Here is a 12,871-nt window from a genome sequence, read left to right as displayed (position 1 = left end):
TGGAATATCCCGGCGTGGCGGACGTTATAGGGGGTGATAGATGCAAATGCATGTAAATCGGTTATAGTAGAAACAGCTCCCGGAAGTCTCCGGTCACGGAAAGGCACATCATGCAGATCGGCGTATTCAGCGTCAGCGATATCACCACCGACCCCACCACGGGGCGCACCCCCACGGAACACGAGCGCATCAAGGCCTCGGTTGCGATCGCCAAGAAGGTCGAAGAAATCGGCATGGATGTCTACGCCATCGGCGAGCACCACAACCGGCCGTTCTTCTCCTCCTCCCCCACCACCACGCTCGCCTACATCGCGGCGCAGACCGAGCGGATCATCCTCTCCACGGCCACCACGCTGATCACCACCAATGACCCGGTGAAGATCGCCGAGGACTTCGCGATGCTCCAGCACCTCGCCGACGGCCGGGTGGACCTGGTCCTGGGCCGCGGCAACACCGCCCCGGTCTACCCCTGGTTCGGCAAGAACATCCAGGACGGGATCGAACTCGCGATCGAGAACTACTCCCTGCTGCACCGGCTCTGGGACGAGGACACGGTCAACTGGTCCGGCAAGCACCGCACCCCGCTGCAGAACTTCACGTCCACGCCGCGCCCGCTCGATGGCGTTGCCCCCTTCGTCTGGCACGGCTCCATCCGCACGCCGCAGATCGCTGAGGTGGCGGCGTACTACGGCGACGGCTTCTTCGCCAACAACATCTTCTGGCCCAAGGAGCACTACCAGCAGCTGATCGGCCTCTACCGCGAACGCTACGAGCACTACGGCCACGGCAAGGCGGACCAGGCGATTGTGGGCCTCGGCGGCCAGTTCTTCATGCGGAAGAACTCGCAGGACGCCGTGAAGGAGTTCCGCCCGTACTTCGACAACGCCCCCGTCTACGGCCACGGCCCCTCGCTCGAAGACTTCACCTCGCAGACCCCGCTGACGGTCGGCAGCCCACAGGAAGTCATCGAGAAGACCCTGACCTTCCGCGAGTACTTCGGCGACTACCAGCGCCAGCTGTTCCTGATCGACCACGCCGGCCTGCCGCTGAAGACCGTCCTGGAGCAACTGGACCTGTTCGGCGAGGAAGTCCTGCCGGTGCTCCGCAAGGAATACGCCGAGAAGACTCCGGCCCACGTTCCCGAGCCGCCCACCCACGCCGGTCGCGTGGCCGCCTCGCTGGCGGTCCGTGAGGCCGCCCCGCAGGACGCCTGATGTCCGCGAAGGCTGCGCCGGCGGAAGCTGGCCGGGCGGGGGTACCGGCGGAACCGGGCACCAGCCCGGCCTCCCCGGTGCGGCTCGCCGCGCAGACCTGGGAGTCCCTGTTCCGGGCCCAGGTCGCGGTGATGCGCCGGCTGCAGGCAGGACCTGCCTTCAAGTCCCTGGCCCTCAACGAGTACGACGTGCTGTTCACGCTCTCACGCTGCCCGTCCGGCTGGCTCCGCCAGAATGAGCTCAACGACCATGTGCTGCTGAGCCAGTCGAGCCTGAGCCGGCTGGTGGAGCGGCTGGAAAAGCGCGGGCTCGTGGAGCGCAGGCCCGCCCCCGACGACGGCCGCGGCGTCCTTATCCGGCTCACCGAAGCCGGGCGGGAACTGCAAAAGACGATCGGGCGGGAGCATGTCCGCGACATCGCCTCCCTGGTGGGCCCGGCGCTCACCGCCGAGGAACAGCGCGAGCTGCTGCGCCTGACGGAGAAGCTGCGGGCCTCGGTGGCGTCGCGCTAGCTGTCCTGCTCCGCCGTCGGCCCCTGGGCGAGCCCAGCGGAACGGCTGCTAGCGGATGGCGAGCAGCGCCGCCGGGTCCTCAACCGGCAGCTCGCCGGTGACGGTGGCGGTGACCTTCAGTTCCTTCAGCAGGAGGCTGCCGCCCACCGTGGACAGGAAGGCCGTGTCCGAGGAGTCCCGGCCGGCCGTAATCCGGAGCATGCTCTCCCGCGGCGCCAGGCCGGTCGGATCGATGACGTGCCAGGCGCCGTTGACGTGGGCTTCGGCCACGGCATGGAAATCCATCGGGCTCAGCCCCGGAGCATAGACCGCGGCCAGCCGCGCCGGGACGTTCTTGGACCGCAGCAGCGAGATGGCCAGGTGGGCGAAGTCCCGGCAAACACCGCGCCGGTGCAGCAGGGTCTCGACGGCGCCGTCCGTCCCGCGCGAGGACCCGCTGACATAGCGCAGTTCGCTGAAGACCCAGTTCCGCACGGCGTGCAGGAGCTCCCCGCCGTCGAGGCCGCCAAACTCGGCGTACGCCGTCGGGAGGAGCCGGTCGGATTCGGCGTAGCGGCTGGGCCGGACGTAGCGGATGAGCTCCATCAGTCCGGGTTCCTCCGGAACGGCGGATCCGGTGACGGTGGCGCCGTACTCCACCAGCACCTCGGTGGGTTCGGCGAACTCCATGTAGTGGAAGCGACCGCCGTGGTGGTCCGAGAGCTCGGTCAGGGGCACGTCTTCGCCTCCGGCCGTCACGGACAGCGACTCCTCGAATCCGCTGTAGCCGGGGTTGCGGGCTACAGCGACCGCCATCGCGACCTTGGTATCGGCCACGGTCTTGAAGGCCAGGCGTGCGGACACGATGCGTTCCATGAATCTCCGGAGGGTGCGAGCGAAGCCGCTGGATTGTCAGCGGGAGGGCAATGTCCCCGGGCCGCCATGGTGCCGGCGGGCGGGACTAGTTTTTGATCTTCAGCGACATTAGCATCCGCTGGACATTGGCGAATTCCGAGCCCTCGTTGACGTATTTGTCCGCCTCGCCCAGAGTGTCAAAGGACTGGGCCGGGGCGACTTTCTGGTCCGGAGCGAACGCCTTGAGCTCAAGCAGGTCGCCGAAGGAGTAATCGCCCTTGCCTTCGGGGCCGCGCACGACGTTCCGCAGGGCGCAGGCTTTGCCACCCGCCCCGCCGACCACGTTGGTGATGCCGTACGAGCCGAAGTACTTGTAGCCCTGGATCACGCGGAACACCACATGCGGGTCGATGGTTCCTTCCCCGCCGAGGTGCGGCAGTTCCACCGGAACGCTGCTGACCACCACGTACGGCTTGGCCGTGCCCGGCTTGCAGACGGCCGCCGCCTGCGGCCGGAGTCCGGTCTGCAGCGTGGCCAGGTACCGGCCGTCCGCGTCCTTGACCTCGATCTTGAGCGCCCCCGGCAGTGAGCCCTGCGCCGGGGTGACGGACTGGGCAATCCACTCCTGCGGCAGGTCGAAACTCACGTTCTTGCCGGGATCGGAGTACGTTTTCCAGGCCGCCGCCGTGGCACCAGCCGTCGCGGAGGCGGTTGCGGAACCAGAGGCGCCCGCGGAGGCCGAGCCGCCTGACGCGGCGGCCGGGGACGACGCACCGGTGGAGGAAGCCGTCGAGCCGGCACCCGGACTCCCTGCCGTCCAGGCCGGCGTGCCCTTGCCTTCGCTGCTGCAGCCGGCGAGCGCCCCGGCGGTGAGCGCCAGCGCGGCGGCAATCCGGAGTCCGCGGGTAAGAACCGTGCCAGTCATGCTGCCAGCGTAGCCGGGCACCCGCGCGGTTCAGAGCCTCCGGAGCAGCGTTTCGTAGAAGCGGACGCCGTGGCCCAGGGTCGTGAGCGAGATTTTTTCGTCGACGGCGTGGATCGAGCCGCGGTCCGCGGCGTCCATGACGAAGGGCGCGAACCGGTACACGGAGTCGCAGATCCGGGTGAAGCGGCGCGAGTCCGTGCCACCCATCATGATGTACGGCGTGATGATCGCCTCCGGGAAGGTCTCTGAGATGCAGTCCTCCAGCAGCTGCCACTGCGGACCGGTGGAGGCGGACACCGGCGTGGGCTCGTTGCCCTCCACCACCCGCAGTTCCACCTTCGGATCCCGGATGACTTTCCGCAGCCGCTCCACGGTTCCGGCCACGGTATCTCCCACGGCCACCCGGATGTTGGCGTTCGCCTTGGCCGTGGCGGCGAGCACGTTGGCGCCCGCGCTACCTTCCAGGGTGGTGATGGCCACGGTGGTGCGGGTCATCGCGTTGGTTTCGTTCCCCAGCCGGCTGAAGAGCCACGTCATCGGGACCCTGAGCAGGGACAGGTTCGCGAAAGCTACCCGCAGCGGGGCCGGGGCGTGCGGTCCGAAGCGCCGGAGCATCTCCGCGGTCACCTCCGGGAGTCGCTGCGGGAAGGGATTTTGCTCGATCCGGGTGATCGCCCGCGCCAGCCGCGCCGTCGCTCCCATCCGGGGCGGCGTCGAGGCGTGTCCCCCCGGATCCCGGGTCAGCAGCTCCACGTCCAGGATCCCCTTTTCGGCCACGCCGACGACGGCGGCCGGCCGGCTCACGCCGGGGAACGCCCCGCCCGCCACGGCTCCGCCCTCGTCCAGCACAAGCCAGGGCCGCACCCCACGGCCGGCCAGCAGCTCCACGGCCGCTGCGGCACTGTCTCCGGCAGTCTCCTCGTTGTTGCCGAAGGAGAAGTAGACGTCGTGCGCCGGGGCAAAACCCTCGCCCAGCAGGGCCTCCGCGGCCTCCAGGATGGCGACCAGCTGGCCCTTGTCGTCCAGCGTGCCGCGGCCCCAGAGATGGGTTGCGTCGCTGTGGCCGGAGAACGGCGGATGGGTCCACGCCTGTTCGTCCCCCGCCGGCACAACGTCGTAGTGGGCCATCAGCACCGTAGGGCGGCTGCCGGGATCCTCCGAGGTACCGGGCCAGCGGAACAGCAGGGCCGCCCCGTTGACGCGTTCCACCTCGAGGGCTGCGTGGACCGAGGGGTAGAGCCGGGGCAGGGCCGCCAAGAAGGCCTCGAACTCTTCGGCGTCCACCTCTGCCGGAACCCGGGAGGAGACGGTGCGGAACCGGACGAGTTCGGCCAGCGAGGCGGCGGCGCGGTTGGCGGACCCGGCGGGGGCGGAGTTGTGCATGCGCGAAGTCTACGGGCCCCCAGCGGCGCTCCGAGGGCACGGCCCGCCGCGTTTCCGGCGGCGAAACAAGGCTAGGCTGGGGGGATGGCTGAACAGCATTTTGATGGAGCGGACGTTGACGGCCCGGACGGCGTCTCGCGAATGTCCGCCGTCGACATCGCGGACTGGCGGCTTCGGACCTTTGCGCTCTACGCCGCCGTGCGTAAGATCGCCGCGGATAACCCGGCCGAAGCCCACTCCTACTGGCGGCAGGAGCGCGACCGGATGTTCGGCACGCACCCCGCCTCGCCGCTGACCGACGACGCCAAGGCGAACTTCGGCGGCCTGAAGACCGCGGACTACGATCCGATCTATCGCTTCCACGTCCCCATCACGAAAGAAGGCGCCGGACGGGAGATGAACGTCGAAACCGGTACCGACGGCCTCGTTCGTTTTGTCCGGCTGGGTACCTTCGACCTGCCGGAGATGGGCCAGCTCGCCGTCTGGAAGCTCAACGGCTACGGCGGCGGCATCTTCGTGCCGTTCCGCGACGCCACCGCCGGCCAGCCCGGCGGCAGCTACGGCGCGGGCCGCTACCTGCTGGATACCATCAAGGGCGCCTTCCACGGCGTGACGGGCTCGGGGCCGGACGCCGAGTTCGTGCTGGACTTCAACTTCGCCTACAACCCGTCCTGCGCCTACAACGAGGCGTGGGCCTGCCCGCTGGCCGGGCCGTCGAACCGCCTCGCCGTGGACATCCCGGTCGGCGAGCTGTACTAGACGGATGGAGTCGCAGCTACAACAAGCGCAGCCCTTCCGGCAGTACCCGCCGGACCCCACCGCGGCCTCCCCAACTTCGTCCCCCTCTGCTTCACCGCGCCGCCGCCACCGGGGCGTGCTCCGCTATCCGTTGGTCCGCCAGCTGCTGCGCTTCACCGGCGTCGGCGTCGTTTGCACCGTGTCTTCGCTGGCACTGTATGCCTTCCTGCGGCCGTGGATCGGACCCCAGCCGGCCAACGCGGCCGCGTTGATCCTCACGTCACTGATGAACACCGCGCTGAACCGGCGGCTGACGTTCAAGATCACCGAGCGCCACCGGATGAAGCGCGACCATCTCAACGGGCTGATCGTAATCGCCGTCGCCCTGCTGATCACGGGCGGCAGCCTCGGCATCCTGCACTGGATCAACCCGGACGCCACCGTGGCCGATGAGCTCTGGACCACCACCCTGTCCGGCTTCCTGGCCACGGCCGTAAGGTTCACGATGCTTCGGCACTGGATCTTCCGCCGCGCCCGGCACCGCTAGCATCCAGCGGGCCGCCTAGCCGAGGGCGCGGATGCTGCCGACGGCGGTGCGCACCGCGGCTGCTGCTTCCCGCAGCTCGTTGGCGGTAATGGACGAATCGAAGCTGAAGCGCACGGCGGTCTGGGCCACTTCGGCGCTGATTCCCATCGCCAGCAACACGGGCGACGGCTCGTCGGAGCCCGCGGCGCAGGCCGAACCGCTGGAGCAGACCACACCCTGCCGCTCGAGTTCCAGCAGCACAGACTCGCCGCTGGTTCCCGGGAAGCAGAACGAGGCCACCGAGGGCAGCCGCTCGACCGGATGGCCGGTCAGCACAGCGCCGGGCACTCCAGCCAGGACGCCGCCGATGAAGTCATCACGCAGGGCAGCAACCCGCGAGGAGGCGTCCTGCTGCGAGGTCCCGGCCAGGCTCAGCGCCGTTGCGAGGGCCACCGCGCCGGCAACGTTCTCGGTGCCCGAGCGGCGGCCGCGTTCCTGGCCGCCACCGTGGACCAGCGGTTCCAGCCGGGTCCGGCCGCGCACGAACAAAGCTCCGCAGCCCTTCGGGGCGCCCAGCTTGTGGCCGGAAAGGCTCAGGGCATCGACGCCCAGGCCACGAGTGTCGAGCGGCAGCCAGCCCGCGGCCTGCACGGCGTCGCTGTGGAACGGGATGCCGCGACCGCGGGCCAGCGCCGCCAGCCGGGCTACGGGCTGGATGGTGCCGACCTCGTTGTTGGCGTACATGACGCTGGCCAGCGCGGTTTCCGGCCGGAGCACGGCCGCGAACGCTTCCTCGGTCACCTGCCCGTAGCGGTCCACCGGGACCACGTCGACCGCGAAGCCGTGGACACGTTCGAGGTACCTGGCGGATTCCTCCACCGCGGGATGTTCGACGGCGCTGATCGCCACCCGGTCCAGGCGCGGGTCCGCAGCGCGGCGGGCCAGGGCGATGCCCTTGACGGCGAGGTTGTCCGCTTCCGTGCCGCCGGAGGTAAAGACGACCTCGCCGGTCCGGCAGCCCAGGGCCTTGGCCGTCGTTTCCCGGGCTCCCGCGAGCGCCGCGGCGGCGGCGTCGCCGAGCGAATGGTGGCTTGAGGGGTTGCCGAACTCGCCGCTGAGATACGGCCACATGGCCTCGAGCACCTCGCGGCGGACCGGCGTGGTGGCGGCGGCATCCAGGAAGATCACGGCATTCCTCAGTCGAGCGCCGGCCCGGCGGCCTGGGCCATAGCCCCGGCGGCAGGTTCCAATTCGATGTCGAGGCCCAGGTCAAGGGCGGTGACACTGTGGGTGAGCGCACCGATCGAGATGACGTCCACCCCGGTGGCGGCGATGCCGGCCACGGTCGCGAGGCTGACGTTGCCGCTGGCCTCGACCCGTGCCCGCCCCGCGACGAGTTCAACGCCGTCGGCGAGTTCGATCAGTGAGAAGTTGTCCAGCATGATGGTGTCCACGCCGGCGGCCAGCACGGGCTCGATCTGCTCCATGCTGTCCACCTCCACCTCGAAATGCGTGGTGTGCCCCAGCCGCGCCTTGGCGTCGCGCAGCACCGCGGTGAGCTTTGCCGGGTCACCACCGGTGAGCACCGCCAGGTGGTTGTCCTTGGCCAGGACCGCGTCCGAGAGGCTGAAGCGGTGGTTTGCTCCGCCGCCGCAGCGCACCGCGTAGCGCTCCAGCACGCGAAGCCCCGGCGTCGTCTTCCGGGTGTCGGTGATCCGAGCGCGGGTGCCGGCAACCAACGCGACGAACTCCGCGGTCCGGGTGGCGATCGCGCTCATCCGCTGCACCAGGTTCAGCGCCACCCGTTCGGCCAGCAGCACGCCGCGGGCGTTGCCGGTCACCCTGGCCAGCGCCGCGCCGGCCTCGAAGGCATCGCCGTCGGCCACGAGCAGTTCGACGACGGCGGCCGGGTCCGCCAGCTTCATCGCCGCGGCGAACACCTCCCCGCCGCTGAGCACCCCCGGCACCCGGGCTGCCAGCACCGCAGTGGCGCGGGCGTCGGCGGGGATGAGGGTCTGCGAGGTGATGTCGCCGTACGGAGAGTCCTCCTGCAGGGCGGCGCGCAGCACGGCCTCCACGGCGGCCGCGGGGAGGGTGCCGGCGAGGGCAGTCACCGGGAGGGCGCCCGGTCGGGCTGTGGCGGGTGCTGTCATGACGAAATCCTTTGTTTCGGGCGGGATACGGCGGCATACCGGTGGCCGTGGGTTGGGGCGGCCGGGGCGGAACGGACCGGGGCTGCGAGCATTGCGGGGACGACGGCGTCGCCGTCACGGGAGGCGGGATCTGCGTCCGCCCGGAAGTGGGCGCCCACCGAGCCGGTCCTGGCCCGCGCGGCTTCCACCAGCAGGCGTGCGGCCAGCAGCAGATTCCGATCCTCGTGCCCGGACTGATCCAGGCCCGCGTCCGTCACCCTCTCGGGCCGGACCACGCCAGCCCAGGCGGCAAGCTGCGCAGCCGCAGCATCGAGGTCGGCCCCCGTACGCAGCACCCCGGCAGCCCCAGTCATCAACCGCCCCAAAGCCTGCCGCGAAAACAACCCCGGACCAGGCCCAGACCCGGTTTTCACAACACCCTCGGGCAGGCCGGCCGGGGGTGTTACTTTCCCAGTCGTGTCGCGCGAGGGTACTGCGGAAGCGTGCGTCAAAGGGAGGCCGCCCGCGGCCGAGCTAGCACGCGGAGCAGTGCCGTCGTGCGACGGCCCCGCACCAAGGAAGTCCTCCACGGCCCGTCGCCCGAACACCAGCCCTTCGAGCAGCGAATTGCTGGCAAGCCGGTTGGCGCCCTGGGCCCCCGTGCACGCGACCTCCCCTGCGGCGTAGAGCCCCGGTACCGAGGTGCGCCCGCGCAGGTCGGTGGCGACCCCGCCCATCCAGTAGTGCGCCGCCGGGGACACGGGCAGCGGTTCGGCGGTCCAGTCGTACCCGGCGGCGCGTGTCGCTGCCGTGATGGAGGGGAACCGCCGGGCCAGGAAGCCCGGCCCGCGGCTGGCTTCAATTCCCCGGGCATCCAGGTAGACCGGGCTGTCCGCCGGGAGCCCGGCGGCCGCAAGGTGCAGCGCGATACTGCGGGAGACGACGTCGCGCGGGGCCAGCTCCGCGTCCGGGTGGTAGTCGGGCATGAAGCGGTAGCCGGCGGCATCCAGCAGCACGGCCCCCTCGCCGCGCACCGCCTCCGAGATCAGCAGTGCGGGCGGCCCGCCCGGCACCTCGGCTGCGGCCAGCGTGGTCGGGTGGAACTGGAAGAACTCCAGATCGCGGACCGCGGCCCCCGCGCGCCAGGCCAGGGCGAGGCCGTCGGCGGTGGCGACGGATGGGTTGCTGGTGCGGGCGAACAGCCGCCCGGCGCCGCCGGTGGCGAGCAGCACGGCGTCGGCGTCGAGTCGCTTCGGCTCCGCGCCGGCCAGGTAGGCGACACCTGTGACGGCGCCCGGATTTGCTCCTGACGGACCGCCGCCTCCGGTGAGGAGCTCGGTCACCAAGGCGCCGGTTTCGACCCGGACTCCACCCTGGACGGCGCGCTCGAGCACAGCGGCCACGAGCGCACGCGCAATGCGGGCCCCGGTCGCATCGCCGCCGGCGTGAAGGATGCGGGCGGCCGAATGCGCAGCCTCGAGCCCCAGCGCCGGACCGCCGTCGGCACGGACGTCGAAGTCCACACCGAAGCGGCGCAGCCCGGCGATGTCCCGGACGGCCTCCGTGCACAGGATCCGCACCGCCTCGGGATTGTTCAGCCCGGCCCCGGCGGCGAGGGTATCGGCGATATGCGCCGCCACGGAGTCACCCGGTGCGGCCTCCCCCGGCGCCAGCACGGCGGACACGCCGCCCTGGGCGTAAAAGGTGTTGCTCTCCTCGAGCGCGCCCTTGGTCAGGAGCACCACCTCAGCCTCGGACGCTTCCGAGGCGAGCAGCGCCGCGTACAGCCCGGCGATCCCGCTGCCGACGACGATGAGCCGCCTGGTCACGGCCGGGCCGCCAGCATCCGTTCGAGCGCCACGCGGGCCGGAGCCGCGACGTCGTCCGCCACCGTGATGCGGTTGACCACCTCGCCGCGGACCAGGGACTCCAGCACCCAGGCCAGGTAGCCCGGGTGGATGCGGTACATGGTGGAGCAGGGGCAGATCACCGGGTCCAGGCAGAAAATGGTGTGCTGCGGGTTTTCGGCGGCCAGCCGGTTGACCAGGTTGATCTCGGTGCCGACCGCGAAGACGGTGGGCTCGGTGGCGGCGGCAATGGCCTTGCGGATGAAGTCGGTGGATCCGGCAGCATCGGCAGCGTCGACCACCTCCATGGGGCACTCCGGGTGCACAATGACCTGCACGCCCGGGAACTCGGCGCGCGCCTTCTCGATCTGGGCCACGTTGAAGCGCTTGTGGACGGAGCAGAAGCCGTGCCAGAGGATCACGCGGGAATCCTGCAGGGACTGTTCGTCGTTGCCACCGAGCTCCTTGCGCGGATTCCACATCGGCATCTGCTCCAGCGGCACACCCATGGCCTTGGCGGTGTTGCGGCCCAGGTGCTGGTCCGGGAAGAACAGCACGCGCTGGCCCCGCTCGAACGCCCACTCCAGCACGGTGGCGGCGTTCGAGGAAGTGCAGACAATGCCGCCGTGCTCGCCGCAGAAGCCCTTGAGCGCTGCCGAGGAGTTCATGTAGGTGACCGGGATGACGGGCACCCGGCCGTCGACGTCGGGGTCGGTGCCGAACAGCTCCTCCAGCTGTTCCCAGCACTCGGTGACCGAGTCGATGTCCGCCATGTCCGCCATCGAGCAGCCCGCGGCGAGGTTGGGCAGGATCACGGCCTGCTCCGGCCGGGACAGGATGTCCGCGGTTTCGGCCATGAAGTGCACACCGCAGAAAATGATCGCCTCGGCGTCGGGCCGGGTCAGGGCCGCATTGGCGAGCTGGAAGGAGTCGCCCACGAAGTCGGCGTATTCCACCACCTCGTCGCGCTGGTAGAAGTGCCCCAGGATGACGGCCCGGTCCCCCAGCGCTGCCTTGGCGGCCCTGATGCGGGCGTCCAGTTCGGCGTCGCCGGCCAGGCGGTACTCCTCCGGGAGCTGGCCCTGGCGGGGGGTGGACGGCGGGGCCACGTCGGCCACAGAAGCTCCGGGGCCGTAGGCGGGCACACCGGCAAGGGCCTCGGCGAGGTCGTAGTCCCAGGGACCCCGGGCGAGCGCGGGGCTGCAGGTGGACCCCGCGGTGCTGCCTTCAGCCTGTTCGCGCGTGATCAGCTGGATCGCCGTGTTGACGCTGCTCATGGTGTGCTCCTGTTGTCTGGATCGAGGCCTGGGCGGCCGGTAAAGCGGTAGAGGCGGGGCGGGCGGTGCTTGCCGCCTTGGAGGTATTCGTCGGTTTCTTCGATTTCGGGGGCGGCTTTGATCTGGCGGCGGAAGTTGGCCGGATCCAGCTCGCGGTCCAGGACTGCCTCGTAGACTTCCCGGACCTGGGCGAGGGTGAAGTACTCGCCCAGCAGGTGGTAGGCGATGGAGCCGTAGGCCATCTTGTTCCGCAGCCGCCAGAGCGCGTACTCGATGATGGTGTTGTGGTCGAACGCCAGTTCGCCGAGCCGGTCGGCCCGGAACCAGCGGACGTTTTCGGATTCGTCCGCGAGCGCGGCCTCGGTCGGCTGGACCAGGGCCCAGTAGACGATCGAGACCACCCGCTGGGTGGGCGAGCGGTGCAGGCCGCCAAAGGCGTAAAGCTGCTCGAGGTAGCTTGGCGCCAGTCCGGTGGTTTCGCGCAGGTTCCGGGAGGCGGCGTCCTGCAGCGACTCAGCATGCGTCAGCGGCCCGCCCGGCAGCGCCCACAGCCCCTTGAATGGCTCCCTGATCCGGCGCACCAGCGGGATCCACAGCGTGGGGCGGCCCGAGCGCTCACTCGGGCGCAAGGCGAAGATTACCGTGGAGATGGCCAGCGACGGCGGCGCGAGCTGGCGCTCCGAGACGTTGGCTGGAGAGGTGTAGACGGTGATCAACCCCCGCATTCCGGGGTCCGGACCGGTCCCGTGGAGACTGCCCGGACGGTTCCGGCCCTACCGCCGGAATAGTTATAGTCAAAGTGACTAGAACTAATTCTACGACGACGCCGGTCCGGCGCAAAATGTTGCGGTCCCCGGGCTGGCCGCGCGGCTACTCCCGCTGCGCGGCGGCTTCCAGCAGCGGCAGGGTCCGGCCCTCGAAGTGGGTGTTGAGCACGATCACCGAGGAGGAACGGAGCACAGTCCGGGTAGCGATCATCGCATCCAGCACCCGCTGCAGGTCCGGGTTGGAGCGGGCCGCAATCCGGGCCATCAGGTCCGAGCTGCCGGACACGGTGTGGATCTCGATCAGCTCCGGAATGCGCGCCAGGGCCTCCACGACGGCGTCATGGCCCAGGTCCTGGTTGATGGTCAGGGAGCAGAAGGCGACCACCGGGTAGCCGAAGCGGGCGGGATCCGGTTGCGGCACCCAGGAGCCGATGACGCCGCTGTCCTGCATCCGGTCCAGCCGCGACTGCACGGTGGCCCGGGCGACCTTCAGCACCCGGGACGCCTCCAGCACGGAGGCCCGAGGGGCGTCCGTGAAGAATCGGACAATCTTGGCGTCCAGCGGGTCCACGTTCACGTCAGTTTCCTTGCCTGCAGGGATTCAACCGCACAAATCGTCGTGATTCGGGCCGGCTATTCAACAAACTGCAACCATGCTCTCACGCCGCCTGCGCGCGAGGGCACCCCGGGGACGGTAAATTCGAATGGTCCCAAAA

At 69.9% G+C, this 12,871-nt stretch carries 13 protein-coding genes; 4 read left to right on the top strand and 9 right to left on the bottom strand.

The features are described 5' to 3' along the window. Positions 1–110 precede the first annotated feature (110 nt). Both AB4Y91_RS05090 and AB4Y91_RS05085 read left to right on the top strand, forming a co-directional pair. Positions 111–1,214 (top strand): LLM class flavin-dependent oxidoreductase, encoded by a 1,104-nt coding sequence (locus tag AB4Y91_RS05090; protein WP_441417414.1) that lies wholly within the window; start codon positions 111–113, stop codon positions 1,212–1,214. Then, positions 1,214–1,726 (top strand): MarR family winged helix-turn-helix transcriptional regulator, encoded by a 513-nt coding sequence (locus tag AB4Y91_RS05085; RefSeq protein WP_441417413.1) that lies wholly within the window; start codon positions 1,214–1,216, stop codon positions 1,724–1,726. Before AB4Y91_RS05090 ends, AB4Y91_RS05085 begins: the two co-directional genes overlap by 1 nt. A gap of 48 nt (positions 1,727–1,774) precedes the next feature. Here the strand turns inward: AB4Y91_RS05085 and AB4Y91_RS05080 are convergent, their stop codons facing one another. The 3 genes from AB4Y91_RS05080 to AB4Y91_RS05070 form a co-directional block, all read right to left on the bottom strand. Next, complete coding sequence (locus AB4Y91_RS05080; RefSeq protein WP_441417412.1) at positions 1,775–2,581, bottom strand: transglutaminase-like domain-containing protein; 807 nt, start codon at positions 2,579–2,581, stop codon at positions 1,775–1,777. 85 nt (positions 2,582–2,666) lie between these two features. Beyond that, the gene (locus AB4Y91_RS05075) at positions 2,667–3,485 is read right to left on the bottom strand and encodes a hypothetical protein (protein ID WP_441417411.1); all 819 of its coding nucleotides are present in this window, start codon (positions 3,483–3,485) and stop codon (positions 2,667–2,669) included. Between the two features lie 30 nt (positions 3,486–3,515). Then, on the bottom strand, positions 3,516–4,868 hold the full coding sequence (locus tag AB4Y91_RS05070) for a M20/M25/M40 family metallo-hydrolase (protein WP_441417410.1): 1,353 nt from the start codon (positions 4,866–4,868) through the stop codon (positions 3,516–3,518). An 84-nt stretch (positions 4,869–4,952) separates the two neighbouring features. Between AB4Y91_RS05070 and AB4Y91_RS05065 the strand changes: the two genes are divergently transcribed. Further along, complete coding sequence (locus AB4Y91_RS05065) at positions 4,953–5,627, top strand: DUF1684 domain-containing protein (RefSeq protein ID WP_441417409.1); 675 nt, start codon at positions 4,953–4,955, stop codon at positions 5,625–5,627. Between the two features lie 4 nt (positions 5,628–5,631). Then, the gene (locus tag AB4Y91_RS05060) at positions 5,632–6,153 is read left to right on the top strand and encodes a GtrA family protein (RefSeq protein ID WP_441417408.1); all 522 of its coding nucleotides are present in this window, start codon (positions 5,632–5,634) and stop codon (positions 6,151–6,153) included. A 15-nt stretch (positions 6,154–6,168) separates the two neighbouring features. Here the strand turns inward: AB4Y91_RS05060 and AB4Y91_RS05055 are convergent, their stop codons facing one another. The 6 genes from AB4Y91_RS05055 to AB4Y91_RS05030 all read right to left on the bottom strand — a co-directional run bounded on the left by AB4Y91_RS05055 (position 6,169) and on the right by AB4Y91_RS05030 (position 12,732). Beyond that, positions 6,169–7,320 (bottom strand): cysteine desulfurase family protein, encoded by a 1,152-nt coding sequence (locus AB4Y91_RS05055; RefSeq protein WP_441417407.1) that lies wholly within the window; start codon positions 7,318–7,320, stop codon positions 6,169–6,171. Positions 7,321–7,328: 8 nt separating this feature from the next. Beyond that, positions 7,329–8,285 carry a carboxylating nicotinate-nucleotide diphosphorylase gene (nadC, locus tag AB4Y91_RS05050; RefSeq protein WP_441417406.1) on the bottom strand — a complete coding sequence of 319 codons (957 nt, stop codon included), beginning with the start codon at positions 8,283–8,285 and terminating at the stop codon, positions 7,329–7,331. Then, the gene (locus AB4Y91_RS05045) at positions 8,282–10,093 is read right to left on the bottom strand and encodes an L-aspartate oxidase (RefSeq protein ID WP_441417405.1); all 1,812 of its coding nucleotides are present in this window, start codon (positions 10,091–10,093) and stop codon (positions 8,282–8,284) included. Before AB4Y91_RS05045 ends, nadC begins: the two co-directional genes overlap by 4 nt. Then, positions 10,090–11,388 (bottom strand): quinolinate synthase NadA, encoded by a 1,299-nt coding sequence (gene nadA, locus AB4Y91_RS05040; protein WP_441417404.1) that lies wholly within the window; start codon positions 11,386–11,388, stop codon positions 10,090–10,092. Before nadA ends, AB4Y91_RS05045 begins: the two co-directional genes overlap by 4 nt. Beyond that, entirely contained in the window at positions 11,385–12,113 is a 729-nt protein-coding gene (locus AB4Y91_RS05035; RefSeq protein ID WP_441417403.1) for an NUDIX hydrolase, read from the bottom strand. Before AB4Y91_RS05035 ends, nadA begins: the two co-directional genes overlap by 4 nt. A 145-nt stretch (positions 12,114–12,258) precedes the next feature. After that, on the bottom strand, positions 12,259–12,732 hold the full coding sequence (locus AB4Y91_RS05030) for an Lrp/AsnC family transcriptional regulator (RefSeq protein ID WP_441417402.1): 474 nt from the start codon (positions 12,730–12,732) through the stop codon (positions 12,259–12,261). Positions 12,733–12,871: the final 139 nt, after the last annotated feature.

It is taken from the genome of Arthrobacter sp. YAF16 (assembly GCF_052113385.1).
Lineage (GTDB): Bacteria > Actinomycetota > Actinomycetes > Actinomycetales > Micrococcaceae > Arthrobacter.
This window is presented reverse-complemented; position numbering and strand designations above follow the sequence as displayed.